General features: G+C 65.1%; 22 protein-coding genes. 10 read left to right on the top strand and 12 right to left on the bottom strand.

Annotated elements, in window-relative coordinates; translation table 11 throughout:
* The 7 genes from H926_RS0119205 to H926_RS29010 form a co-directional block, all read left to right on the top strand.
* A partial coding sequence (locus H926_RS0119205) for a metallopeptidase TldD-related protein (protein WP_202804779.1) occupies positions 1–264 on the top strand: 264 nt, incomplete at its 5' end.
* Complete coding sequence (locus tag H926_RS0119200) at positions 261–1721, top strand: metallopeptidase TldD-related protein (RefSeq protein WP_022677742.1); 1461 nt, start codon at positions 261–263, stop codon at positions 1719–1721. The genes H926_RS0119205 and H926_RS0119200, both read left to right, overlap by 4 nt.
* A gap of 28 nt (positions 1722–1749) precedes the next feature.
* Positions 1750–2073, top strand: a complete 324-nt coding sequence (gene trxA, locus H926_RS0119195) for a thioredoxin (RefSeq protein WP_022677741.1) — start codon at positions 1750–1752, stop codon at positions 2071–2073.
* Complete coding sequence (locus H926_RS0119190) at positions 2074–2961, top strand: hypothetical protein (protein WP_022677740.1); 888 nt, start codon at positions 2074–2076, stop codon at positions 2959–2961.
* Complete coding sequence (trxB, locus tag H926_RS0119185; protein WP_022677739.1) at positions 2958–3971, top strand: thioredoxin-disulfide reductase; 1014 nt, start codon at positions 2958–2960, stop codon at positions 3969–3971. The genes H926_RS0119190 and trxB overlap by 4 nt, the downstream gene beginning before the upstream one ends.
* 11 nt (positions 3972–3982) lie before the next feature.
* Positions 3983–6016, top strand: coding sequence for a M3 family metallopeptidase (locus H926_RS0119180; protein ID WP_022677738.1), 2034 nt, complete (start codon positions 3983–3985; stop codon positions 6014–6016).
* Positions 6017–6145: 129 nt separating this feature from the next.
* Complete coding sequence (locus H926_RS29010) at positions 6146–7060, top strand: sterol desaturase family protein (RefSeq protein ID WP_082209250.1); 915 nt, start codon at positions 6146–6148, stop codon at positions 7058–7060.
* A gap of 341 nt (positions 7061–7401) precedes the next feature.
* Here H926_RS29010 and H926_RS0119170 read toward each other — a convergent pair whose 3' ends face one another.
* The 12 genes from H926_RS0119170 to H926_RS0119115 all read right to left on the bottom strand — a co-directional run bounded on the left by H926_RS0119170 (position 7402) and on the right by H926_RS0119115 (position 21746).
* On the bottom strand, positions 7402–8409 hold the full coding sequence (locus H926_RS0119170) for an NADPH:quinone oxidoreductase family protein (RefSeq protein WP_022677736.1): 1008 nt from the start codon (positions 8407–8409) through the stop codon (positions 7402–7404).
* The gene (locus tag H926_RS0119165) at positions 8409–9581 is read right to left on the bottom strand and encodes an acetyl-CoA C-acyltransferase (RefSeq protein WP_028658240.1); all 1173 of its coding nucleotides are present in this window, start codon (positions 9579–9581) and stop codon (positions 8409–8411) included. Before H926_RS0119165 ends, H926_RS0119170 begins: the two co-directional genes overlap by 1 nt.
* A gap of 17 nt (positions 9582–9598) precedes the next feature.
* Positions 9599–10051 carry a MaoC family dehydratase gene (locus H926_RS0119160; protein WP_022677734.1) on the bottom strand — a complete coding sequence of 151 codons (453 nt, stop codon included), beginning with the start codon at positions 10049–10051 and terminating at the stop codon, positions 9599–9601.
* Complete coding sequence (locus H926_RS0119155) at positions 10048–11769, bottom strand: acyl-CoA dehydrogenase (RefSeq protein WP_022677733.1); 1722 nt, start codon at positions 11767–11769, stop codon at positions 10048–10050. Before H926_RS0119155 ends, H926_RS0119160 begins: the two co-directional genes overlap by 4 nt.
* Positions 11769–12875, bottom strand: coding sequence for an acyl-CoA dehydrogenase family protein (locus H926_RS0119150; protein WP_022677732.1), 1107 nt, complete (start codon positions 12873–12875; stop codon positions 11769–11771). The genes H926_RS0119155 and H926_RS0119150 overlap by 1 nt, the downstream gene beginning before the upstream one ends.
* Positions 12876–12878: 3 nt before the next feature.
* A complete protein-coding gene (locus tag H926_RS0119145; protein WP_022677731.1) occupies positions 12879–14078 on the bottom strand; it encodes an acyl-CoA dehydrogenase family protein in 1200 nt (399 codons plus the stop codon).
* A gap of 85 nt (positions 14079–14163) precedes the next feature.
* Entirely contained in the window at positions 14164–15816 is a 1653-nt protein-coding gene (locus H926_RS0119140; protein WP_022677730.1) for a long-chain-fatty-acid--CoA ligase, read from the bottom strand.
* A 37-nt stretch (positions 15817–15853) separates the two neighbouring features.
* Positions 15854–17887, bottom strand: a complete 2034-nt coding sequence (locus H926_RS29005) for a 3-hydroxyacyl-CoA dehydrogenase NAD-binding domain-containing protein (protein ID WP_022677729.1) — start codon at positions 17885–17887, stop codon at positions 15854–15856.
* A gap of 13 nt (positions 17888–17900) precedes the next feature.
* Complete coding sequence (locus H926_RS0119130) at positions 17901–18698, bottom strand: SDR family NAD(P)-dependent oxidoreductase (RefSeq protein ID WP_022677728.1); 798 nt, start codon at positions 18696–18698, stop codon at positions 17901–17903.
* On the bottom strand, positions 18695–19471 hold the full coding sequence (locus H926_RS0119125) for an SDR family NAD(P)-dependent oxidoreductase (RefSeq protein WP_022677727.1): 777 nt from the start codon (positions 19469–19471) through the stop codon (positions 18695–18697). Before H926_RS0119125 ends, H926_RS0119130 begins: the two co-directional genes overlap by 4 nt.
* 14 nt (positions 19472–19485) lie before the next feature.
* Positions 19486–20502: a phosphotransferase family protein gene (locus H926_RS0119120; protein ID WP_022677726.1), complete on the bottom strand. Its 1017-nt coding sequence runs from the start codon at positions 20500–20502 to the stop codon at positions 19486–19488.
* Positions 20499–21746 carry an acyl-CoA dehydrogenase family protein gene (locus H926_RS0119115; protein WP_022677725.1) on the bottom strand — a complete coding sequence of 416 codons (1248 nt, stop codon included), beginning with the start codon at positions 21744–21746 and terminating at the stop codon, positions 20499–20501. The genes H926_RS0119120 and H926_RS0119115 overlap by 4 nt, the downstream gene beginning before the upstream one ends.
* A gap of 235 nt (positions 21747–21981) precedes the next feature.
* Between H926_RS0119115 and H926_RS29000 the strand changes: the two genes are divergently transcribed.
* The 3 genes from H926_RS29000 to H926_RS28995 form a co-directional block, all read left to right on the top strand.
* Complete coding sequence (locus H926_RS29000) at positions 21982–23232, top strand: TetR/AcrR family transcriptional regulator (protein WP_158442023.1); 1251 nt, start codon at positions 21982–21984, stop codon at positions 23230–23232.
* A 94-nt stretch (positions 23233–23326) separates the two neighbouring features.
* Complete coding sequence (locus tag H926_RS0119105; RefSeq protein ID WP_022677723.1) at positions 23327–24025, top strand: response regulator; 699 nt, start codon at positions 23327–23329, stop codon at positions 24023–24025.
* A partial coding sequence (locus H926_RS28995) for a hypothetical protein (RefSeq protein WP_202804771.1) occupies positions 24022–24206 on the top strand: 185 nt, incomplete at its 3' end. The genes H926_RS0119105 and H926_RS28995, both read left to right, overlap by 4 nt.

The raw sequence follows: 24206 nt of genomic DNA, 5'->3' as shown, positions 1-24206 counted from the left end.
CGAATGCTGGGCAGCGGGCTGGTCGTCACCCACTTCCAGGGCGGCAAGACCGATCCTGCCAGCGGCAACTGGACGCAGGCAGTGCGTGGCTTCTGGGTCGAGGGCGGCGAAATTGTCCATGCCGTCACCGACGTGACGCTTGCGGGCACTGTTCCTGCCATGCTGGCCGCCATTCGCACGGTCGGGCGCGACGTGGCGCGGATCGGGGCGATCCGTACCGGCTCTATCCTGATCGACGACATGCAATTGGGGGGCAGGGCATGAACGGCGGCGACATTGCGCTCGACCGCGCGCGGGCGCGGTTGTTCGAACCGGCCGGGCTGGACGAGGCGGCGATCGGCCGCGCGCTGGGCGAGCTGGCTGGCGGTGGCGCCGATCTGGCCGATCTCTATTTCGAAGCAAGCAGCACGCGCAGTTGGCAGCTTGAAGGTGGCCGCGTGTCCCAGGGTATGTTTGCGATGCGGCAGGGGGTAGGCGCGCGAACGGTCCACCGGGGCGAGGTGCGCTTTGCCCATTCGGCCGATATCCGCCCGGGCGCGCTGCTCGATACGGCGCGTGCGGTAAGAACGCTGGCGCCTGGCGGCGATGCTCAGCGCCATTCACCAGGTGTCGCACTCAGCCGCCGCACCGCCGGCCATACGCTCTATCCCGCGCTCGATCCTGTCGCGGTTACGGACGCCACTGCCTGGATCGCCATTCTGGAGCGGATCGACGAACGCGCCCGTGGCCAGGATCATCGCATCGTGCGGGTCGATGCCAATGTCCGTTTGACCGACACGACGGTGCTGGTTGCAGATGCCGATGGCCTGCTGGCGGGTGATGTTCGGCCGATGACCATCCTGTCAATGATCGTGATCGCGGAGCAGGGTGGCCGCCGCGCACGCGGGCAGGCGGGCCTGGGACGGCGGGCGGGGCTCGATGGCTTCGATGCCGCCGCGATCGACGCCATGGTCGCGACGGCGACGCGTATGGCGCTCAACAATCTCGAGGCCATCCCGGCGCCCGTTGGCGAAATGCCGATCGTGCTGGGGCCGGGCTATCCCGGTGTGCTGTTTCACGAGGCGGTGGGGCACGGTCTGGAGGGCGATCACCATCGCAAGCATCTCTCTGCCTTCGACGGCAAGATGGGCGAGCGGATCGCCGCGCCCGGCGTGACCGTGATCGATGACGGCGGCATCCCAGGGCGTCTGGGGTCACTCGGCATCGACGACGAAGGCACCGTGCCCGATCGCACCGTGCTGGTGGACGACGGCGTGTTGACCGGGCTGATGCAGGACCGGCTCAATGCCGGGCTGATGAATGCCCGCTCGACCGGGAATGGCCGCCGCCAATCCTATGCGCACTTGCCGCTGCCGCGCATGACCAACACGTTTCTGGCGAACGGCCATGCGGACCCGACGGACATCATCGCCTCGATCGATCGCGGGATCTACGCCACCGAATTCGATGGCGGGCAGGTCGACATTGTCACCGGTCGGTTCAACTTCACCACGATCGAGGCCTGGCTGGTCGAAAAGGGCCGGTTGGTTGCGCCCTTGCGCGGCGCCACGTTGATCGGCGTGGGTCATGAGGCGCTGCGCCACGTCTCGATGGTCGGCAATGACCTCGCGCTCGACAGCGGCATGGCGACCTGCGGCAAACAGGGCCAGTCGCTGCATGTCAGTGTCGGCCAACCTACGCTGCGCATCGACCGGATGATGGTCGGTGGGCAAGCCGGCTGACCTTATTTCCCCCCGAAAGGATCACTTCATGCGCAATGCCAACGAGCAGGATTTCGACGAGATCGTCATGAACAGCGACAAGCCCGTGCTGGTCGATTTCTGGGCGCCCTGGTGCGCGCCGTGCAAGGCGCTCGCTCCGACGCTCGACGAGATAGCCGAGGAATATGCCGAAGAGATGGAGATCGTGAAGGTCGATATCGAGGCCAATCCCGGCCTGGCCGAACGTTTCGAAGTGCGCGGTATTCCGCTGCTGATGATCGTGAAGGACGGGGCGGAAACCGCGCGGACGTTTGGCACCCTGTCGCGCAGCCGCCTCGACGCCTTTGTCGATGCGCATGTGGGGGCAGAGTAAGTGGCGGTGATTGCGTTTCACGGCGACCCCCAGGTCAAGGCGCAGGCGCTCGATCGCCTGCAGCGGCATGTCGCAGCGGGTAGCTTCGTCTATTTCCCGGCCTGGGAAAACGGAAACGCGAACGTTATCGGTGCGGTCGTCGAGGCCGATGATACCCCCGCCTATGCCGAGCGGCTGGGATACCCGCTTGCCTTGGCTGAGACCCTGCCGATGCTGGTCAACGGCTTTCGTCCGCAGCCTGAGGCGGTGCGTTTCGCGCTAGCCTGGCTAGAGCGGACACCGGTGGGCGCGGATCTTACGACGATCGTTTCGCAGCTCGTGCTTGACCTGCTCGCCAACGCGGACCTGGTGAAGCTGACTGAACGATATCCCGATGTCGAGCAGAGCCGGCAGGCGATCATGGCGCTGCACCGCTGCGCGATCGACGGCGACGAACCCGATCGCAAGACGTGGAAAGCCGCGCGCCTCGCCGCCGTGGCTGCGACGGATGCTGTCGATGAAGCGGCGCTGGAACGCCGGGCCGCACAGGTCGTGGAAGCTGCGGCTTGGCCGGGCACCATGCGGACCGTGCTGCGCGACACGCTGAACGGGCTGGGCACCGCCGAACTCCATCTGTCCCTGTCCGAGGCTGGCTGGACCGAGGAAAACGAGAGTCGCGTCTTCCATATTCGCCAGCAGGCAGAGACCGACGGATACAAGGCCGAACTCTCCGGGCTCGACCGCGTGCTGGCGATCCTGGATGCCGATCATCCGGCGCTGGCAGAGCAATTTCGCGTGCGGCTGGATCTCATGGAGGAATCGAGCGCGCGATATCGGGCCCTGGCCTGGAAGGCGATCGAACTGATGGAACAGGCACCGATCGCCGCAACACGGCTTGCGGCGCAATGACGCTGGAACGCGAAATCGCGGGGGTCGCCGAGGTAGACAGCCGGCACAGCAAGGTCTTGATCATCGGCTCTGGCCCGGCAGGATATACTGCGGCCATCTACGCCGCGCGGGCGGCACTGGCGCCCACGCTGGTCGAAGGGCCGCAGCCCGGTGGGCAATTGACCATCACCACCGATGTCGAGAACTGGCCGGGCGACGCCAGCGTGCTCGGTCCCGATCTGATGGCGCGGATGGGTGAGCAGGTGCGCCACGCGGGGGTCGACGTGGTCGGCGACGTCATCGTCAAGGTCGATCTGGGGCGGGCGCCGTTCCTGGCAATCGGTGATGGCGGCGTACACTATACCGCTGACACGATCGTCATCGCCACTGGTGCGTCAGCGCGCTGGCTGGGGCTGGGCAGCGAGACCGAATTTCGCGGGCGCGGCGTATCGGCCTGCGCGACGTGCGACGGATTCTTTTACCGGGGGCGGATTTGCGCGGTCGTCGGCGGCGGCAATACGGCGGTCGAGGAAGCACTGTACCTGACCAATTTCGCCGAGAAGGTCTATCTGATCCACCGCCGCGACACCTTGCGGGCCGATCGGACCAACCAGGCGCGCCTTCATGCCAATCCCAGGATCGAGATGGTGTGGAACGCTGAAGTGGCCGAGGTGCTGGGCAACAGCGCTGGTGTAACCGGCGTGGCCCTGCGCGACACGCGTGATGGCGCGGTATCGCAGCTGGCGGTGCATGGGCTGTTTGTCGCGATCGGCCACGATCCGGCCACTGCCCTCTTCCAGGGGCAACTGCACATGGACGAGGAGGGCTACATCCTCGTCACCCCCGGTTCCACCGCAACCAGCGTGCCCGGTGTGTTTGCGGCGGGTGATGTGCAGGACAAGCAGTTCCGCCAGGCCGTTACGTCTGCCGGCATGGGCTGCATGGCTGCACTGGAAGCCGAGCGCTACCTGGCCGGGCACAACAGCCATGCGATCGCAGCCGACGGCGCCGACCCCGGCCTGACGGTCTGAAAGGGACATCGATGACACCGAACCCGCTGCTCGACACGCTGGCACTGCCGCGTTTTGAGGATATCCGACCTGAGCACATCGTACCCGCGCTTGACCGGGCGATTGCCGAACACCGCGCAGTGGTTGCCAGGATCGTCGAGACCCGGCCGACCCGATTTGCCGAAGCATGGATGCCATTGGAACGCGCCGACACGGCGATTGCGGGCATCTGGTCTGCCGTGTCGCATCTTCACGGCGTTGCCGACACGCCCGATCTACGCGCGGCCTATGCTGCTGGCGAAGTGCTGCTGGTGGAAAACCACCTCCAGGTCATGCAGAACGAGGCGCTCTATGCTGTGCTGGTCGCGCTGACCCGGACCGGCGAGTTTGCCGGGCTTGCCGCTGCGGATCGCGCCGCCGTGCTGCACAGGGTTCGCGACTTCACACTCGCCGGCGTGGCCCTTCCGCCTCAGGATCGCGCCCGCTTTGCCGCGCTTTCGGTGGAACTGTCGCAGCTCTCGACCGCGTTCGGCAATGCCGTGCTCGATGCCACCGACGCCTGGTTTGAACATATCACGGACGAAGCGCTGCTCGCCGGGCTTGCAGATACGGACAAGGCGATGTTCGCCGAGGCGGCGCGGGCCAAGGGCCTTTCGGGGTGGGTCGTCACGCTGCAGATGCCGAGTGTCAGCGCCGTCCTGACTTTCGCGGCAAACCGCGACCTGCGCGAGCGGGTCTATGCCGCCGCCGGCACGCGCGCCTCTGATCAGGGGCCCCATGCCGGGCAGTTCGACAATTCGCAGCGGATCGCCGATATCCTTGTGCGGCGCCACGAGGCTGCCCGGCTGCTCGGCTTTTCCGACCCGGTCGAATGGTCGCTTGCCACCAAGATGGCGCCGGGCGCGGGCGAGGTCATTGCTTTCCTTCGTGATCTTGCTGACCGCGCGAAACCTGCCGCAACGGCAGAGATCGCTGCGCTGGCCGGCTATGCGGCGGCATATCTGGGCATCGCCGACCTGCAACCGTGGGACATCGCTTATGTCGGCGAGCGAATGCGCGAGGCGCAGTATGCGATCGACGAGCAGCAGGTGCGCGCCCATTTCCCGGTGGAGCGCGTCGTCGCGGGCTGGCAGCGGCTGCTCTACCGCTTGTTCGGCATTCGCCTGACTGCGCGGCCCGACATTGCCGTCTATCATCCCGATGCATGCTATTACGATGTAGCCGACGAACAAGGGACGGTCTTCGCGGGCGTCTATGTCGATCTGCATGCCCGCCCGGGCAAGCGCGGTGGCGCCTGGATGGCGCAGGCGCGGCCCCGGCTGAACGACGGCAATGTCCGGCGCGTGCCGGTTGCCTACCTCGTCTGCAACTTCGCGCCGAAGACGCACGATGCGCCTTCGCTGCTCAGCCACAAGGAGGTTGTCACCTTCCTGCACGAGACCGGGCATTGCCTGCATCACCTGTTCACGCGCGTTGACCGCCCCAACATTGCCGGCACCAACGGGTTCGAGTGGGATGCAATCGAACTGCCCAGCCAGTTGATGGAGGATTTTGCGTGGGACCGCGCCACGCTGCGCGACATGTCGGGCCACCATGAAACCGGTGCGTCGTTGCCCGATGCGGTGTTCGACACGCTTGTTGCCGCGCGTCATTTCCTGTCGGGCATGTTCATCGTGCGCCAGGTCGAATTGGCGCTGTTCGACCTGTTCCTGCATCTCGGAACGCTGGGAAGCGACCCGATCGAGGTGATCGCGGCGGTGCGCGACGAGGTGGCCGTGGTGCATCCACCGGCCTGGCACCGCTTCCCGCATGCCTTCACCCATATATTCGCGGGCGCCTATGCATCTGGCTATTACAGCTATCTCTGGGCAGAAGTGCTGGCTGCCGACGGGTTCCAACGCTTTGTCGAGGCCGGCACGATCGATCGCGCCACGGCGGAAAAGCTGCGCGACGACATCCTCGCGCGGGGTGCCAGCCGTTCAGCAGCGGAAAGCTTTCGCGCGTTCCGGGGGCGCAATGCACAGCCGCATGCGATGCTGGCGCGGCACGGACTGGTCCGTCTGTGATTGCCGATGCGGGCGGCGTCCTTGTGGGCGTCGCCACGCATTGGCCTTCGCCACGCGCGCTCCAACTTCCCTCCACATTTCCTCCATTGAAGCTCGGTACGGCGGGCCGGCTCAACGCGAGGAAATCCCATGGCGACAAGAGAAGGCCCGATAAAGTCGACACGCACGCCGATCTGGATCGGATTGGGCGGCGCCGGCGCAGCCTTGCTGGCCACCGTCATCAATCCCCTGCTCGGCTCGGAAGCCAACGAGCAGGTGCAGATCTTCTTTAGTGAAACCGCGAAGTACATCGCCTTTGCGACTACCTTCTTCGTGGTGTTCTGGGTGCTGCTCGACAAGCCCCTGAAGAAACGCAAGCTGTCGCGCAAGCCTTGGCCCAAGCCCAGCCAGGTGTTTCGCGAGGCGCTGTTCAGTACCTGCACGCAGGTGATTTTCATTGCTGTCGATATCTGGACGGCGTTTCTCGTCCCGGCATCGGAAAAAAACAGCTATAGCGACATCGCCACCCACGGGTGGGCCTATTACGCGATGATCCTGTTCTTTGTGTTTGTGATCCACGATGCGTATTTCTATTGGATGCATCGCATCATGCATCACCCGAAGCTGTATGATCGGGTGCACAAGGTTCACCACGAGAGCACCGACCCGACGCCTTACTCGGCGTTCCACTTCCACCCGCTGGAGGCGCTGGGTGAAGCAGGCGCGGCGGTGGCCATGCTCCCCTTGTTTCTCCTCTTGCCGTGGCACGTTTCGATCCCGGTGGTCTGGGGGCTGGGCCAGCTGGCGTTGAACGTGATCGGCCACCTTGGTTATGAGGTCTATCCGTCCTGGTGGCTCAAGGTTCCGGTGCTGAAGTGGAAGAACACCGCGATGCATCACTACATGCATCACCAGATGGTCCGCGGAAACTATGGATTGTATTTCCGCTGGTGGGACAAAATCTGCGGGACCGAGTTCAAGAACCTAGAAACCAAGTATGACGCCCTGTTCAAGGACGCCAAGGTGGCCGAAGTTCCAGCCGGCCAGCCGGCGGGCCAGGCCTGATCGATACTGCTCGCTGCTGCTTGCCCGACGGAAGGCAGCAGCAGCAGCGAGAAGTCTCACTGGCGGGGCAACCCCGGCGCGGCGCCCAGCCCGCGTGGACAAATCCAGCGCTTCGGGAACGACCGAAAGTGGCGGCTGGCTGCCGCATGCGCGATGACGGCAGCCGAGGTGCAAGTTATCAAGCTGGACCCCGGACCAAGTCCGGGGTGACGAAGAATTTGTGAGAATATATGTACTTATCGTCACCCCGGACTTGATCCGGGGTCCAGCTGTTCTGCGTTGTGTAAAACGCCAGCATGGCCGCAACTGGCGTTTCCGGGCATCGCATTCGTCTACAGACCCTAGTCGTCCTGCGACAGTCTCACGACGACCTTGCCGATGGCCGAACGGTTGGCCAGCCGCGCGATCGCGGCGCCGCCTTCGGCGAGGGGGAAGACGCGGTCGATCCGTGGCTTGATCTGTCCGTTCTGCCACCAGTGCAGCAGTTCGCGCACATGGGCGCGATGGCGTTCCGGTTCGCGGGAAACGAAGCCGCCCCAGAAAACGCCGCGCACGTCGCAGGCTTTCAACAGCGTCAGGTTGAGCGGCAAATGCGGTATCCCCGCCGGGAAGCCGGTGACGAGGTAGCGACCTTCCCAGGCAATGCTGCGGAGCGCCGGCTCGGCATAGTCGCCACCCACGGGATCGTAGATCACATGCGCGCCGTGTGGGCCCACGGCCGCCTTGAACGTTTCGGCCAGTGCCTTGGACGCGGCCTTGTCCAAGGGGCCTGATGGATAGATCACCGTGCTGTCGGCCCCGGCCTGGCGCGCGGCGGCGGCCTTTTCCGCGCTGGAAACGGCGGCGACGACCGTGGCGCCAAGCGCCTTGCCGATCTCGATCGCAGACAGGCCGATGCCGCCCGCCGCGCCCAGGACCAGCAGCGTTTCGCCAGCCTTGAGTTGCCCGCGATCCTTCAGCGCGTGGATCGTGGTGCCATAGGTGAACACGAGCGCGGCGCCTTCGACCGGATCGGCGCCGTCGGGCAGGCGGATGGCCGAGGCGGCGGGAACGATGACCTGTTCGGCCAGCCCGCCGCCAAGCGTGATCGCGATCAACCGATCACCGATCGCCCAATCCTCCACGCCCTCGCCCAGCGCATCGACGACACCGCAAACCTCCGAGCCCGGTGCGAAGGGGCGGGTTGGCTTGAACTGGTACTTGTCCTCGATGATGAGCACATCGGGATAGTTGATGGCGCAGGCGATGACGCGGATCCGCAGTTCCGATCGGCCGGGCTGCGGCGTTGGCAGCTCGGCCAGTTCCAGCGTTTCAGGGCCGCCGGGCGCGCGCGAGATGAGCGCCTTCATCACATCACCTCGAACAGGCCGGCCGCGCCCATGCCGCCGCCCACGCACATCGTCACGACAACGTGCCGCGCACCGCGCCGCTTGCCCTCGATCAACGCGTGACCGACCATGCGTGCGCCCGACATGCCATAGGGATGGCCGATCGAGATGGCGCCGCCATTGACGTTGAGCCGGTCATCGGGAATGCCCAGCGTGTCGCGGCAATACAGCACCTGCACGGCAAAGGCTTCGTTAAGCTCCCACAGCCCGATGTCGTCCATGCCAAGGCCGAACCGTTCGAGCAGCTTGGGCACTGCAAAGACCGGGCCGATGCCCATTTCATCGGGCTCGGTGCCGGCCATTGCCATGCCGACATAGCGGCCGAGCGGCGTGAGCCCGCGATCGGCAGCCAGCTTGGCTTCCATGACCACGCAGGCCGAAGCGCCATCGGACAGTTGCGATGCATTGCCCGCGGTGATGACACCGCCTTCGACCACCGGCTTGAGCGCGGCGAGCCCGTCTGCCGTGGTCTCCGGGCGATTGCCCTCGTCCTTGGTCAGCGTGACGTCGCGGTGCGAAATTTCGCCGGTGGCCTTGTCGGCAACAGCCATCGTCGCGGTTACGGGTACGATTTCCTGGTCAAAGGCCCCGGCGGCCTGGGCCCTGGCCGTCTGTTGCTGCGAGCGCAACGCATAGGCATCCTGCGCGGCGCGCGAGATGCCATAGCGCTTGGCGACAATCTCGGCGGTCTGAAGCATCGGCATGTAGATGTCTGGTACCATCGCGAGCAGCGCGCGATCGGGTTCCACCCGCATTTGCGGCGTCTGCACCAGAGAAATGGATTCAACGCCGCCGGCAACGACCACGTCCATGCGATCGACGATGACCTGCTTGGCAGCCGTGGCGATCGCCATGAGCCCGGAGGAGCATTGCCGGTCGATGGTGAGGCCCGAGACCGTTACCGGCAGGCCAGCGCGCAAGGCCGCGGTGCGCCCGATCGTGTGCTGCACGCCCTGCGGCAAGGCAGAGCCGATGATGCAATCGTCAATTTCGGCCGGGTCCACTCCGGCCCGCTCGACGGCGCTGCGGATCGCATGCGCGGCGAGCGTGGGGGAGGGGGTGGCGTTGAAGGCGCCGCGATAGGCGCGGCCGATCGGCGTACGGGCGGTGGAAACGATGACGGCTTCGCGCACGAAAATCTCCTGATTTTTCAAATCGTGAATTGGGTGAGCCACACGGCGGCAAGAGCAGGCTTGGCGTGCCCCTCGATCTCGATCGAGACATCGAGTGTCTGCTGAAAGCGGCCGGGCGCCTTCTCGGTGATGTCGACAAGTGTCGACGCCAGGCGAATCCGGCTGCCAGAGCGAACCGGCGAGATGAACCGCACGCGGTCCAGCCCATAGTTCACGCCCATCTTGACAGGCGGCATCGCGGGGCGGGTGATCGAGCCATCGAGCCAGGCGAGCAATGACAGGGTGAGGAAGCCGTGCGCGATCGTGCCGCCGAACGGTGTTTGCGCCGCGCGCGCCGGATCGACGTGGATGAACTGGTGGTCGTGCGTCGCTTCGGCGAAGAGATCGATCATCTTCTGATCGACGATGACCCAGTCCGAATGGCGGGGGATGCCGATCTCTGCCTGGATGGCAGCGGTAAAATCGGTCATGCGAATGCCTCTTCCGGCAGGTTGCGCACCAGATCGCTGTGCGTGTCGACCACGCGGAGCCACGCCAGCCCCTGTGGCAGTTCGGTTTCGGCCATGAAACGGCACGCAGCGAGGATGCCGGGGCGCAGCGGACTATCGACGGCGGCCTTCCCGGCCTGGTCCAACCACAACCACATCACGACACCGTGGCCGAAGGCGCGCAGAAACAGCGTCGCATCGTCAAAGGTGTCAGCGCCGCTGCGCTTCTGTAGCCCGGCAATGGTCTGTGCCAGTCGGTCCCAGAAGGCAGTCAGTGCAGTGGCGCAACCGGCCAGGGCGCTATCCGCGCATGCCGCCGTGGCGGTGATCCTGTCGCGCAGCATGGCAAGGCCGCGCCCGTCGGAAAACAGGATCTTGCGTCCCAGCAGGTCGATCGCCTGGATGCCAGTGGTGCCTTCGTGGATCGGGTTGAGGCGGTTGTCGCGGTAGAGCTGCTCGACATCGAAATCGCGCGTGTAGCCGTATCCGCCCAGAACCTGGATGGCGAGGTCGTTGGCGGTGAGACCGAACTCGGATGACCACGTCTTGGCCACCGGGGTGAGCAGCGCGAGCAGCGCCTCTGCATCCTCGCTCGCCTGATCGACAAGGTGCGCGCAATAGAGGCAGAGCGCGATCGCACCCTCGGCATAGACCTTTTGCCGCAGGATCATGCCGCGAACGTCGGGATGGTCGATAATCGGCAGCGGATCGCCGCCCTTGGTGCCGACAGCGCGGCCTTGCACCCGTTCGCGCGCATAGCGCAGCGATTGGCGATACCCGCGATAGGCCAGGGCGGCCGCGCCCATGCCAACCCCGATCCGGGCCTCGTTCATCATCATGAACATCTGGGCCAGCCCCTGGCCCGGCGCGCCGACGCGCCATCCGATCGCGCCCTCGCGCTCGCCGAAATTGAGCAGGCAGTTGGACGTGCCGCGAAAGCCCATCTTGTGGTTGAGCCCGGCAACGACGACATCGTTGGGCGATCCATCCGCAAGCCATTTGGGCACGATGAACAGCGAGATGCCCTTCGATCCGGCCGGAAGCGCGCCATTTTCGTCGGTGATCTTGGCGAGGACGAGGTGGACGATATTCTCGCTCACATCCTGGTCGCCGCCCGAAATCCACATCTTGTTGCCGGTGATCCGATACCGGACGCCGTGCTCGTCCTCGCCATCGGGGATGGCGCGGGTGCGGATATCGCCCAGGCTCGACCCGGCTTGCGGCTCTGACAAGCACATCGTGCCAAACCAGCGCCCTGCGATCTGCGGGCGCGCGAACCGCGTGATTTGCGCGGGCGTGCCAAACGCGGTGATGAGACGGGCATTGGCCGTCGTCAGCATCGGATAGGCAGAGGTCGACACATTGGCTGCGGCAAAGACCGCATACAGCGCCAGCGACGTCGTCGTGGGAAGACCGAGCCCGCCCAGCTCTTCGGGGAAGCTGATGCCGAACAGGCCGAGTTCGGCATAGCGGGCCAGGGCCTGCTTGATCGCGGGCAGAATATGCACGCCATCGGTATCGAGCGTTGGTTCCTGGAGGTCGGCCTGGCGATAGTGTGGCATGAATTCGTCTGCCGCGAGCTTGTGCGCCATTTCCAGCATGGCGAGGAACGTGCCATGGTCATCCCCGCCCAGTGCATCCAGCCAGTCGCCCAGCTGGAAGGCAAGCAGTGCGGCCGAGGGCAATGCGTCGCTGCTCATCAGGCGTGCCCCAACGCGATGAAGCGGCCAAGATGATGGTCTTCGTCGCCGAGCTGGTGGCCAATCATCGTCAGCCGCTTGGCGTAGTGCGAGAGCGGCAGCTCCCACGTCATGCCGATGCCACCATGCATCTGGATGGCTTCCTCGGCCACCAGCGTGCCGACGCGGCCGATCGTGTACTTGGCGGCCGAGACGGCACGCTCGCGGGTGCGCCGATCCTGGCCCAGCGCATCGGCGGCGCTGATCGCGGCGGAGCGCGCCAGCTCGATCTCCAGCGCCACGGTGGCCATGCGATGTTGCAGCGCCTGGAACTTGCCGATCGGCACGCCGAACTGTTTTCGCGTGCGCAGGTAATCGAGCGTAGCGGTCTTGAGCACGTCCATCACCGCGACGGCCTCCCAGGCAAGCGCGACGATGCCGGCGGCGATCGCCTGCTCGATGAGGGGGTAGCCGTCCTCGGCCACCAGCGTGGCAGGCGTGTTATCGAGGACCAGCTCGCCGCCGCGCCCACCATCGACCATGGGATAGCCGCGCACCTGGGCCGCCGCCTTGTCGAGAAGGAACAGGCCGATGCCGGCTTCATCGCCCGGTGCGCCGGCGATCCGCGCCGAGACGAGAATGCGATCGGCCGCCTCGATCTGCGGGACAACCGCCTTGCAACCATGGAGCGCCCAGCCCTCGCTGTTGGGCAAAGCATGGGTTTCTACGTCGTGGAGATCGTACCGGCTCTGCGGCTCTTCATGCGCAAAGGCGAGCAGGGTAGTCCCGGCGATCACCTCGGCCAGCAGCGCGTCCTGCCCGCCCGCGGCCTTGGCCAGTGCCTGGCCGGCGATCAGCGTGCCAAGGAACGGCTCGACCACGAGTGCCTTGCCCAATCCTTCGAACACGGCCGCAATGTCAAAGCCGGTGCCGCCAAAGCCGCCCGCTTCCTCGCCGAACAGGGCGCCCACGACACCCAGTTCCGCCAGTTCCGCCCAATGCGTGCGTGACCAGCCTTCCGGCGACGAGCTGATCTTGTTGCGGATGTCGAACGGGTAACGCTGCTGGAGGTAGCGGCCGAGCATGTCGGCCAGCATCTGCCGATCTTCGCTGTGGTGGAAATACATGGCTCAGAGCTCCAACAGGGCTTTGGTGATGATCTCGCGCTGCACTTCGTTGGAGCCGCCGAAGATCGAGAGCTTGCGGTTGTTGAAATAGTCCACCGCTACTGGCGCGGCATAGTCCGGCCCGATCGGCGCGCCGTTGAAGCCCTCGTCCAGCGCCTCGCTGACAAAGGGCTGGGCGTATGGCCCCAGCGCGCGCCGGGTGAGGCTGGTGATCTCCTGGCGGATCTCGGTGCCGCAGATCTTGAGCATCGCGCTCATTTCCAGCGGCGCCGACCCGCCGCTTCCCGAAGCGGCCAGCACGCGCAGATTAGTGAGCTTGAGGTTCTCGAGGTTGATTTCCAGCCGGGCGAGACGCGCGGCGAACAACGGGTCTTCCGCGAGCGGCCGGCCCCCCTTGCGCTGGCTCTGCGCGATTTCCTTGAGGTGGTTGAACGCCGCCATCGAGCCGCCAACCCCAGCCAGGCCCGCGCGCTCGTAAGTCAGCAGGTATTTGGCATAGGTCCAGCCCTTGTTTTCCTCGCCAACCAGGTTTTCCGCCGGCACGCGCACATCGGTGAAGAACACCTCGTTCACCTCGTGCTCGCCGTCGAGCAGGATGATCGGGCGAACTTCGACGCCAGGCGTTTTCATGTCGATCAGCAGGAACGAGATGCCCTCCTGCTTCTTGCCCTCGGTCGAGGTGCGCACCAGGCAGAAAATCATGTCGGCATACTGGCCAAGCGTGGTCCAGGTCTTCTGGCCGTTGACGACGTAATGGTCGCCATCGCGCACCGCGCTGGTTTTCAGGCTGGCAAGGTCAGAGCCGGCGCCAGGTTCGGAATAGCCTTGGCACCACCAGTCGGTACCGTCGAGGATACGCGGCAGCCAATGATCCTTTTGCGCCTGCGAACCATATTTGATCAGCACCGGACCCAGCATCGAAACGCCGAACGGGACGATGCGCGGTGCGTGGGCCAGCGCGCTTTCGATGTCGAAGATCGCCGCTTGCGCCACCGACCAGCCGGGGCCGCCATATTCCTTGGGCCAGTGGTTGGCATACCAGCCGCGCTCGTTGAGGATGGCGTGCCATTCGACCATGTCCTGCTTGGTGAGCCGCTTGCTGGTGCGCACCTTTTCGGCGATGCGGGTGGGCAGCCGATCCTTCAGGAAAGCCCTGACTTCCTCACGGAAAGCCATTTCCTCGGGCGAGAAGTGGAGATCCATCAGATCAACCTTTCAAACAGGCCGCCATGCGGCTGGCGGGGGGCAGGGGCAGGGCGGAGGCCGCCGCGACAAGCGGAGCAGGGCATCAGGCCACGCCCGCCTGGGCGTTATCGGCATGGGTGGCGCGGATGAGCTTCTTGTCGATCTTGCCGACGCTGGTGCGGGGCAGGCCCTCGACCACGGCAAAGCGCTCCAGCTTGGCATAGCGGGTGATGGTGCCTTGGCTGATCGCTGCCTCGATCGGCGCGTTGAGCGCTTCGAGCGTCAGCGCGGCGCCAGGCCGCACGACCACAACCGCCAAGGGCCGCTCGCCCCATTTGGCGTCTGGCATGGCCACCACCGCCACTTCCACCACACCTTCGGCAGTGGCGACGAGTTCCTCCAGCTGGATGGAATCGATCCATTCGCCGCCGGTCTTGATCACGTCCTTCAGCCGGTCGCGGATCCGGATATAGCCATCGGGATCGATCGTCGCGATGTCCTGCGTGTGCATCCAGCCGCCGCGCCACAACGTTTCCGAGGCCTTGGCGTCGCCGGTGTAGCAGGGGGTAAGCCAGGGCGCGCGCAGCACCAGTTCGCCGCGCGTCTGGCCGTCATGCGGCAGATCATTCATGTCATCATCGACGATCCGCGCAGAAATCAGCGGGGCCGGGACCGTCGCGGTCAATGCCTGGATTTCCGCCGCGTCATCGCCTTCGGTGCCGGGGCGGATACGCGCGACCGAGACCAGCGGCCCGGTTTCCGACATGCCGTACCCCGCGATCAGACGCATGCCCTTGCGGCGCCCTTCGGCGCAGAGTTGCGGCGACAATGCTGATCCGCCCACGGTGATCGTCCAGCCGCTGACATCGGTGCCGGTCTTTTCGGCCGCATCGAGCAGCATCCGCAGGATGGTCGGCACGCAGTGCGAATAGGTCACCTTGTGCTGCGCGTGCAGCCGGCACAGCATCTCGGGCTCGTACCGACCCGGATAGACTTGCGTCATGCCCAGCATCGTCGCGACATAGGGCACGCCCCAGGCATGGACGTGGAACATCGGCGTCAGCGGCATGTAGACGTCTTTGTAGGCAAAGCCGGTGCCGTCGGCCGCGCCGAACGGCGCGTTGCACGCCAGCGTGTGGAGGACCAACTGGCGGTGGGTAAAGCACACGCCCTTGGGATTGCCGGTGGTGCCGGTGGTGTAAAAGGTGGTGGCAACGGCGTTTTCGTCGAAGTCCTCGAACGGATAATCCGGCGAGGCTGCGGCCGACAGCGCTTCGTACTCGCCCTTGGCAAAGGCCGGCAGCGCGCCTTGCGTGCCATCCATGATGGCGACCACTGCCTTTACGCCGGGCAGCGATGGCAGCACGGCTTCAACCAGCGGAAAGAAATCATGGTGGACGAGCAGGATCTCCGCCTTGGCGTGGTTCAGCGTGTAGGCAACCTGCGGCGCGGGCAGACGCACGTTCACCGTCTGCAGCACAGCGCCCATCATCGGAACGGCGAAATAGGCCTCGAGATAGCGGTGGCTGTCCCAGTCCATCACCGCGATCGTCATCCCCTGCTCGGCACCCAGGTCCGCCAGCAGCGAGGCGAGCCGGCCGACCCGCCCGGCAAACTCGCGATAGGTCCAGCTGCCCTGGTCGCGATAGACGATCCGCCGGTCGCTCGCCGTGGTCAGGGCACTATCGAGCAGGTGGCGGATGGTCAGCGGGAAGCGATAGGCCTCGGTCGCCGGTTCAGCGAAGCGTAGCGGCATGATGCTCTCCTCTTGTCTTGTCTTTTTTGTGCGTCGCTTATCGGTCGAGCGGCTTGCCTTGCGCGGCGCAGTCCAGCAGCAGCGGCGAGAGCGTGAATTCGGCGCCCAGCGCTTGTTGGTAGCGTGTCAGGGCCTGCGCGATCTTGTCCAATCCGACCGTGTCTGCCCAGAACATCGGCCCGCCCTTGTGACGCGGCCAACCATAGCCATAGTTCCACACGACATCGATATCCGAAGCGCGTTGGGCGATGCCTTCTTCCAGGATCTTGGCGCCTTCGTTGACCATCGAGTACAGCGTGCGCACCATGATTTCCTCGTCGGAAATATCGCGCGGGACGATGCCAGCCCTGGCGCGGAAATCATCGATGATCGTCGCGACGACAGGCGATGGCGTCGGCCGCCGCTTTTCGTCGTAATCGTAGAAGCCGGCCTGCTTCTTCTGGCCCCAGCGGCCCTCGGCGCACAGCGCGTCCTGAAGGCTTTCGATGCGGCTGGGATCGCGATGCCAGCCGATATCGACGCCGGCGAGGTCAGCCATCTGGAACGGACCCATCGGCATGCCGAAGTCGGTATGCACGCGATCGACCTGTTCCGGCGTGGCGCCTTCCAGCAGCAGCGCGTTGGCGTTGGCCTGGCGCGGGATCAGCATGCGATTGCCGATGAAGCCATAGCAGACCCCGGCCACAACTGGCACCTTGCCGATTTTGCGCGCGATATCCATGCCGGTGGCCAGCGCATCGGGCGCGGTTTTGGCGCCGCGTACCACCTCGACCAGCTTCATCACGTTGGCGGGCGAGAAGAAATGGAGGCCGAGCACGTCCTGCGGGCGCGTGGTTGCCGCCGCGATTTCGTCGATCGAGAGATAGGAGGTATTGGACGCAAGCATCGCGCCCGGCTTGGCGATGCCGTCGAGCCTGGCAAAAATCTCCTTCTTCACGTCCATGTTTTCATAGACCGCCTCGATGATGAGGTCGCAGTCGGCAAGCGCTGAAAAGTCGAGCGTTGGGGTGATCAGGCCCATCGCCTTTTCGACCTGCTCGGCGGTGAGCCTGCCCTTGGCGGCAGTCGCCTCATAGTTCTTGCGCATGACGCCGATGCCACGGTCCAGCGCATCCTGCGCCATCTCGACCATGGTTACCGGGATATTCGCCGAGAGGAAATTCATCGAGATGCCGCCGCCCATCGTGCCGGCGCCGATCACGCCGACCTTGGTGATCGGGCGGAGCTGGATATCCTTGGGCAGGCCATCGATCTTGGCCGCGGCGCGCTCGGCGAAGAAGACGTGGCGCAGCGCCTTGGACTGCTCGCCGGCGACGAGTTGCTGGAACAGCGCGCGTTCCTTTTCCTGCCCCTGGTCGAGCGGCAGTTCGGTTGCCGCCTTCACCGCCGCGATGCAGGCCTGGGGCGCGTCGAGGCCCTTGATCTTGCGGGCATTTTGGGCCGCAAACTGTTCAAACACCGCCGGATCGACCGAAACCGAACGATCGCCGGTGCGGCGGGGCGCAGTGAGCGTGCGGGCATAGGCGATCGCCTCGGCGGCAAGGCTTTCGTCACTTTCGGCCAGTTTGTCGACGAGCCCGGCCTGCGCCGCCTTGCTCGCCGCGATCGGCGTACCCGAGACGATCATGCCAAGCGCGGTTTCCACGCCGACGAGGCGCGGCAGCCGTTGCGTGCCACCGGCACCGGGCAGGATGCCAAGCGAGACTTCGGGCAGGCCCAGCCTGGCCTTGGGGCTGGCGATCCGGTAATGCGCGCCCAGCGCCACCTCCAGCCCGCCGCCCAGCGCCATGCCATGAATGGCGGCGACCACCGGCTTGGCGCTCGCCTCGATCGCATCGACCACCTGCGGCAGCCAAGGATCGACCGGCGGCTTGCCAAACTCGGTAATGTCGGCGCCACCCGAGAACATCTTGCCGGCGCCGCGAATGACGATCGCCTTGATCGCCGGATCGCCCTGCGCATCGGCCAGCGCCTTGGCCAGCCCCTGGCGGACCTGCGCCCCCAGTGCATTGACCGGCGGGTTGGCCATGACAATCTCGAGGACGTCGTCGTGAAGCTTGGTCTCGATCATGGGATATCTCTCGTCAGAAGGACGTCTCGCCCAGGCCGCGCGGCCGGGCGAAGGGATGGGAGGAGGAGAGGCCGGCATCGACGACCAGGGCATGGCCGTTGACGTAGCTGGCTTCGTCGGACGCGAGGAATGCGACCGCGGTGGCGATCTCGATGGGCTGGCCGCCGCGCTTGAGCGGGTTGAGTTGCCCCAGTTGGTCGCTTTTGCCCTTGGCGCGGGCGCGTTCGTAGAATGACTGGGTCATGCCCGTCTCGATCAGGCCAGGGCACACCGCATTGACGCGAATGCCCGATCCGCTGAGCTGCTGTGCCGCAGTCTGAACAAGATTGATCACCCCCGCCTTGGATGCGGAGTATGCCGGGCCACCCGCGCCGGCCCGCAGCCCTGCGACCGAGGCGGTACAGACGATCGCACCGGCGGTTCCGGCATCGAGCATGGCCTTGGCGCCATGCTTGATGGCAAGGAACGGACCGATCAGGTTGACCTGCAGCAGGGCCTGCCAATCTTCCACCGACTGGTCGAAGATGCCGGCCATGCCGCCGCTGATCCCGGCATTGGCAAAGATCACATCGATCCCGCCATGGGTCTGGATTGCGGCGGCGATCATCGCGATGACATCGCCCTCATTGCCCGCGTCCCCGCGCATCGCGGTAATCGCGGGATGTGCGGCAGCCGTCGCTTCCACGCCATCGGTGAGGTCGACCGCCAAAACCTTTGCGCCTTGTTCGGCAAACAGGATGGCCGCGGCGCGGCCAATTCCCGATGCCGCGCCGGTGACGAGGACACTCTTGCCGGCAAACCGCGCGTTCACAGGCCGCCCCGGATAGTCGTGCCACCGTCAACGACAATGCCCTGGCCGGTGACATAGGCGCCGGCTTTCGAAGCGAGGAAGACCGCCGCGCCCGCGATCTCGTCGGGCTCGCCAATGCGGCCGAGCGGGGTGACGCGCTTGAGCGCGGCCTCTGCCTCCGGGTCTTCCCACAGCGCCTTGGCAAAGTCGGTGCGGATCACCCCAGGTGCGATGGCGTTGACGCGCACGTTGTGCCGGCCAAATTCGATCGCAAGGTTGCGGACCAGCTGGAAATCGGCGGCCTTGGACACGTTGTAGGCGCCGATCACGTCGGACCCGATCAGCCCGCCGATCGAGGAGACGATCACGATCGCGCCGTTCTCGCGCTCGATCATTTCGGGCACGACCATGTTGACCAGCCAGTGATTGGCCAGCACGTTGTTGTCGAAGATCTTGCGGAACTGCTCGTCGGTGATCCCCGCCATGGGCCCGTAATAGGGGTTGGAGGCCGCGTTGCAGACGAGGATGTCGATCTTGCCGAACCGCTGGCGCGTTTCCGAAACCAGCGCCTGCAGCATCGCCTTGTCAGAGATGCTGGCCGCGATGGCGATGGCGCGTTCCTCGCCATGCGTGGCGTTGATGGCGTTGGCAACTTCCTCGCAAGCCTGCTGCTTGCGGCTGGAGATCACCACCTTGGCACCGGCATCGGCATAAGCCTCGGCGATGGCGCGGCCAATGCCGCGCGACGATCCGGTGATGATCGCGACTTTGCCGGTCAGATCGAACAAGTCCATGTTTATCGCTCTCCTTATGCGGTGGCGCCGGCCTGGCGTGCTTGTGCCCAGGCGGCCTGGGCCAGCGGCCGCAATTTGGCGACGGCTTCTGCGGCCCTGCTGCTCGAGGCATTGCCATCGATCAGACGCTTCTTGATGCCCTGGACGATGCCGACCAGGCGGAACAGGTTGTAGGCAAAATACCAATGCAGATCGGGCAAGGCGTCTCGCCCGCTGGCCGCGCAATAGCGGTCGACCATGGCGCCAAGCGGCGGCAGCCCTTCGGCAGCGAGATCGAGGCCGGCGAGCCCCGACCGCCCGTCACGCGGCATCGCCCAGCTCATCGCGAAATACGTGAAGTCGGCCAGCGGATCGCCGATCGTGGTCAGCTCCCAATCGAGCACCGCTGCCACCCTGGGGGCAGTGGGGGCATAGATCAGGTTGTCGATCCGGTAGTCGCCGTGGATGATCGCGGTGCGGGTCTGCGCGGGCACTGTACGCGGCAGCCAATCGATCAGCTTGTCCACCTCGGCAATGTCGTCCGTCTGCGCGGCGCGATACTGCTTGGTCCAGCGCTGGATCTGCCGCTCGAAATAGTTGCCTGGCGGTCCGAAATCACCGAGCCCGACGGCCTGGTGATCGATCGCGTGAAGCGCCGCGAGCGTATCGACCATCGCCTCGTAATAGGCATGGCGATCGGGCTTGGGGATATCGGGCAGCGTGCCATCCCACAGCGTGCGGCCCTCCACCAGCTCCATCAGGTAGAAGACGGCACCGATCACGCTTTCGTCCTCGCACAGCGCAATCGGACGGGGCACCGGAAATCCGGTTGGGGAAAGGGCCGAGATCAGGCGAAATTCACGGTCGACCGCATGGGCCGACGGCAGCAACTGGCCAAACGGCTTGCGCCGCAGCACGAAATTTCCGGCCGAGGTTTCAATGCGGTAGGTGGGGTTGGACTGCCCGCCGGCAAACTTCTCCACCGCGCGCAGCTCGGCAGAGGTGGCCTGTTTGAGCCATCCCGCCAGCTTGTCCTGGTCGAGATCGCTCATCGCGCGGCGTCACGGTATTTGCCGAGTTCCGCGCGGGCGATGGCGCGGGCGTGTACCTCGTCAGGGCCGTCGGCAAGGCGCAGCGTGCGGATGTTGGCCCAGTCTGCCGCCAGCTGGAAATCGCCCGAGACACCAGCGCCGCCATGGGCCTGCACGGCATCGTCGATGATTTTCAGGGCCATCATCGGCGCCTGTACCTTGATCATCGCGATCTCGTTGCGGGCGGCCTTGTTGCCGGCGCGGTCCATCATGTCGGCCGCCTTGAGGCAGAGCAGCCGCGTCATCTCGATGTCGATGCGGGCACGGGCGACGCGTTCCTCCCACACACTGTGTTCGGAGAGGCGCTTGCCGAACGCGGTCCGCGATACCAGCCGCCTGGCCATGGCCTCCAGCGCCTCCTCGGCGGCGCCGATCGTGCGCATGCAGTGATGAATGCGGCCCGGCCCGAGCCTTCCCTGGGCAATCTCAAAGCCGCGGCCCTCGCCCAGCAGCAGGTTTTCCGCCGGCACGCGCACATCGGTCAGCGTAACCTCGGCATGGCCGTGGGGGGCGTGGTCATAGCCATAAACCGACAGCAGCCTCTCGACCTTCACGCCGGGCGTATCGACATCGACCAGGATCATCGCCTGCTGGCTGTGCGCGGGGGCATCGGGATCGGTCTTGCCCATCACGATCGCCAGCTTGGCGCGCGGGTCGCCCATGCCAGACGACCACCACTTGCGCCCGTTGATCACATAATGATCGCCGTCACGCCGGATCGAGGTGCGGATGTTGGTCGCGTCGGACGAGGCGACCTCGGGCTCGGTCATCAGGAACGCCGAGCGGATCGTGCCCTCCATCAGCGGCTTGAGCCAGCGATCCTTCTGCGCCCGCGTGCCATAGCGGTGCAGCACTTCCATGTTGCCGGTGTCGGGCGCCGAGCAGTTGAACACTTCCGAAGCCCAACCGATGCGCCCCATCTCTTCGGCGCAGAGCGCATATTCAAGATTGCTGAGCTGCGTTCCCTCGAACACGAAGCTGTCGTCCACATGGCTATGGCCCGACGCCGGCGGCATGAACAGGTTCCACAGCCCGGCAGCCTTGGCCTTTGGCTTGAGCGCCTCGATCGTTTGTGATGGCGTCCAGCGATCGCCGGTGTTCACCTCCGCCCCATAGGCTTCGACCTGCGGCCTGACGTGCGCGGCGATAAAATCACGCACCGCGCCTTGGAAGTGCCGCTCACGTTCGGTGAAGGTGAAATTCATGGATCCTCTCCAGAGGCTGGCCGACTCAAGAGCCATACCCTAAGTTATAATTATGCCTGACCATGACGCATCTCTGCAGACCTGTCCAGCAGGACTCGACAAGCAAAACGAGATATATTGCGTAAAATCGGCACGGCTCGTCGCTTTGCTAAAACTGACCCGATATTCGAATCTCAGTTTGGGGTGGTGCAATCTGTGGGTCGACAGCCGCGGCGCGAGTGGCGATAAGGCATGCATGTGCGACACCATCACCCCTATGCCCGGCGCGGAAACCGGCGCTGCCTTGGTCGATAGCGCGACCCGCTTTGACAGGCAGAAGCAGCGCATCGTCGATGCGGCGACGGCGCTGTTGAACGACAAGGGCATGCGCGGGATGACGCTGTCTGATGTGGCGACCGAACTGGGCCTGAGCACGACCAGCGTGACCTATTACTTCCGTCGCAAGGAGCAGCTGCTGACGGCGGTGTTCGAAGACACGCTCGGCCGACTGGCAGCGATGGTGGATGCAGCGCAGGCAGAGGCGACGCCCCGCGCGCGCGTTGCCCGCTACGTCGAACTGCATTTCGAGCACTTTGCGGGAACCCTGCGTCAGTCGGAGCGGCCGCTGGCAAACCTTTCCGAAATCCGCTCGATGGACGAGCCGGCGCGATCATCGCTGATCGAGCAATATCGCGGCACGCTGCGGGCGATCCGCAGTTTCTTTGGCCCGGCCCGTGATGCCTCGCACCGCGACGTGCTGATTGCGCGCGCGCACATCCTCAACGAGGCGCTGCTATGGCAGCGCACATGGCTTGGGCAGTTCGCGATCGGGGATATGCCCAACGTCCGGCAGCGTTTTTTCCGGATTCTCGACGGCGGTATCGTCACGCCCGGCACGGCCTGGGACGTTCGCGTGTTCACGCCGGGGGCGGTAACCGATGCGGGCGACCAGGAAAGCTTTCTGCGCGTGGCAACGCGTTTCATCAATGCCACCGGCTATCGCGGCGCGTCCGTCAAGCGGATCATGGCGGAATTCAATCGCACCAAGGGCAGTTTCTACCATCATCTCGATTCCAAGGATGATCTGGTCGTCGCGTGCTGGCGGGCCAGCCACCGTCGCCTGGCCGATTTGCAGACCAGGGCCAGGGCCGAGCAGGCATCGGCGTGGAAGCGGCTTTCCGCCACGGTGCAGTCGGCGCTGCAGCTGCAGTTTGCCGACGAGTTCCCGCTGCTGCGCGTGACGGCCTATCAGGCGATGCCGCCTGCGGTTCGCGCGCTGGCGCTGCGCTATGCCCAGCGCACGGCGCTCGGCATGATGGGCGAGCTGGTGGAAGGGATGGCCGAAGGCGCCGTTCGCCTGGTCGATCCGTTCATCGCCGCACAGTTTCTGCTCGCGGCAATCAACGCGGCCTACGATCTGCAGGGGTGGCGCAAGGATCGCTCGCTGGCCGTGGTGATGGATGCCTACAAGTCGGTATTGGGCAACGGCTTGTTCGCCCCGGAGTGATGAGAGGGCCTTTCCCGCGCGGCTCGGCTGGCTTGTATAATATAGTCAGGGCTATAATACCTGCGACTATGTCGCAATCGCTGGGCAACAATGCATGACCGAGTCCGGGCCCCTGGTGCTGGTCGTCGAGGACGAGCAGAAAATCGCTGACATTATCCGGGCCTATTTCGAGCGCGAGGGCTACCGCGTGGTCCGCGCCGCAGATGGGGAGGAAGGCGTCCAGAACCACTACCGGCTGGCCCCGGACCTCGTCATCCTCGATGTCAAGCTGCCCAAGCTCGATGGGTTTCAGGCCTTGGCGCGGATGCGCGCGCATTCCGACACGCCGATCATCATGCTAACCGCGCTGGGCGAGGATTACGAACGGCTTGCGGGGTTGCGCATCGGGGCAGACGACTATGTCGTCAAGCCTTTCAATCCGGCCGAACTGGTGGCGAGGTCTGCCGCCGTGCTGCGCCGGGCAAGGTCGCAAAGCGTGCCGCAGCGGCTGCGGATCGGGATGATCGAGATCGATTGCGATGCGCATCTCGTGTCGGTTTCCGCAGGCGAGGGACCGCGCCGCCTGATCGAGACGACCATCACGCAATTTCGCTTGCTCGAATATCTCGCCCGCGCGAGCCCGCGGGTGGTCGGTCGCGGCGCGCTGCTTGATGCATGCCTTCCGGAAGGAGAGGCGCTTGAACGGACCGTCGACAGCCACCTGTCGAAATTGCGGCGCAAGCTGGAGATGGCCGGGGCCGGCGACGTGCTCGAAAGCGTGCGCGGCGTCGGCTATCGATTGTCGGCGCGATGATGTGGCGCACGCTGCGCCTGCGCACGCAACTGGCGGCGGCGATGATCCTGGCCATCCTGCTGGCCATCCTGTTCGGCTATGTCGGGCTCAATCTCTTCGCGCGATGGCAAGAGCAGATGATGCTCAATGCGCTCGATCCGGTTGCGCGCCAGACGCTGATGGAGGTCAACGCCGGGGGAAG

This window comes from Novosphingobium sp. B-7 (assembly GCF_000410615.1).
In the GTDB taxonomy this organism is placed as follows: domain Bacteria; phylum Pseudomonadota; class Alphaproteobacteria; order Sphingomonadales; family Sphingomonadaceae; genus Novosphingobium; species Novosphingobium capsulatum.
Note: the sequence above shows the minus strand (reverse complement) of the source record. Positions and strands in the feature narration are given on the sequence as shown.

Excerpts from the sequence above, each read along its gene's own strand:
- H926_RS0119200 (WP_022677742.1), top strand. The coding sequence starts at position 261 with ATGAACGGCGGCGACATTGCGCTCGACCGCGCGCGGGCGCGGTTGTTC.
- trxA (WP_022677741.1), top strand. The coding sequence starts at position 1,750 with ATGCGCAATGCCAACGAGCAGGATTTCGACGAGATCGTCATGAACAGC.
- trxB (WP_022677739.1), top strand. The coding sequence starts at position 2,958 with ATGACGCTGGAACGCGAAATCGCGGGGGTCGCCGAGGTAGACAGCCGG.
- H926_RS0119180 (WP_022677738.1), top strand. The coding sequence starts at position 3,983 with ATGACACCGAACCCGCTGCTCGACACGCTGGCACTGCCGCGTTTTGAG.
- H926_RS29010 (WP_082209250.1), top strand. The coding sequence starts at position 6,146 with ATGGCGACAAGAGAAGGCCCGATAAAGTCGACACGCACGCCGATCTGG.
- H926_RS0119170 (WP_022677736.1), bottom strand. The coding sequence starts at position 8,409 with ATGAAGGCGCTCATCTCGCGCGCGCCCGGCGGCCCTGAAACGCTGGAA.
- H926_RS0119160 (WP_022677734.1), bottom strand. The coding sequence starts at position 10,051 with ATGACCGATTTTACCGCTGCCATCCAGGCAGAGATCGGCATCCCCCGC.
- H926_RS0119155 (WP_022677733.1), bottom strand. The coding sequence starts at position 11,769 with ATGAGCAGCGACGCATTGCCCTCGGCCGCACTGCTTGCCTTCCAGCTG.
- H926_RS0119150 (WP_022677732.1), bottom strand. The coding sequence starts at position 12,875 with ATGTATTTCCACCACAGCGAAGATCGGCAGATGCTGGCCGACATGCTC.
- H926_RS0119145 (WP_022677731.1), bottom strand. The coding sequence starts at position 14,078 with ATGGATCTCCACTTCTCGCCCGAGGAAATGGCTTTCCGTGAGGAAGTC.
- H926_RS0119140 (WP_022677730.1), bottom strand. The coding sequence starts at position 15,816 with ATGCCGCTACGCTTCGCTGAACCGGCGACCGAGGCCTATCGCTTCCCG.
- H926_RS29005 (WP_022677729.1), bottom strand. The coding sequence starts at position 17,887 with ATGATCGAGACCAAGCTTCACGACGACGTCCTCGAGATTGTCATGGCC.
- H926_RS0119125 (WP_022677727.1), bottom strand. The coding sequence starts at position 19,471 with ATGGACTTGTTCGATCTGACCGGCAAAGTCGCGATCATCACCGGATCG.
- H926_RS0119120 (WP_022677726.1), bottom strand. The coding sequence starts at position 20,502 with ATGAGCGATCTCGACCAGGACAAGCTGGCGGGATGGCTCAAACAGGCC.
- H926_RS0119115 (WP_022677725.1), bottom strand. The coding sequence starts at position 21,746 with ATGAATTTCACCTTCACCGAACGTGAGCGGCACTTCCAAGGCGCGGTG.
- H926_RS29000 (WP_158442023.1), top strand. The coding sequence starts at position 21,982 with ATGTGCGACACCATCACCCCTATGCCCGGCGCGGAAACCGGCGCTGCC.
- H926_RS0119105 (WP_022677723.1), top strand. The coding sequence starts at position 23,327 with ATGACCGAGTCCGGGCCCCTGGTGCTGGTCGTCGAGGACGAGCAGAAA.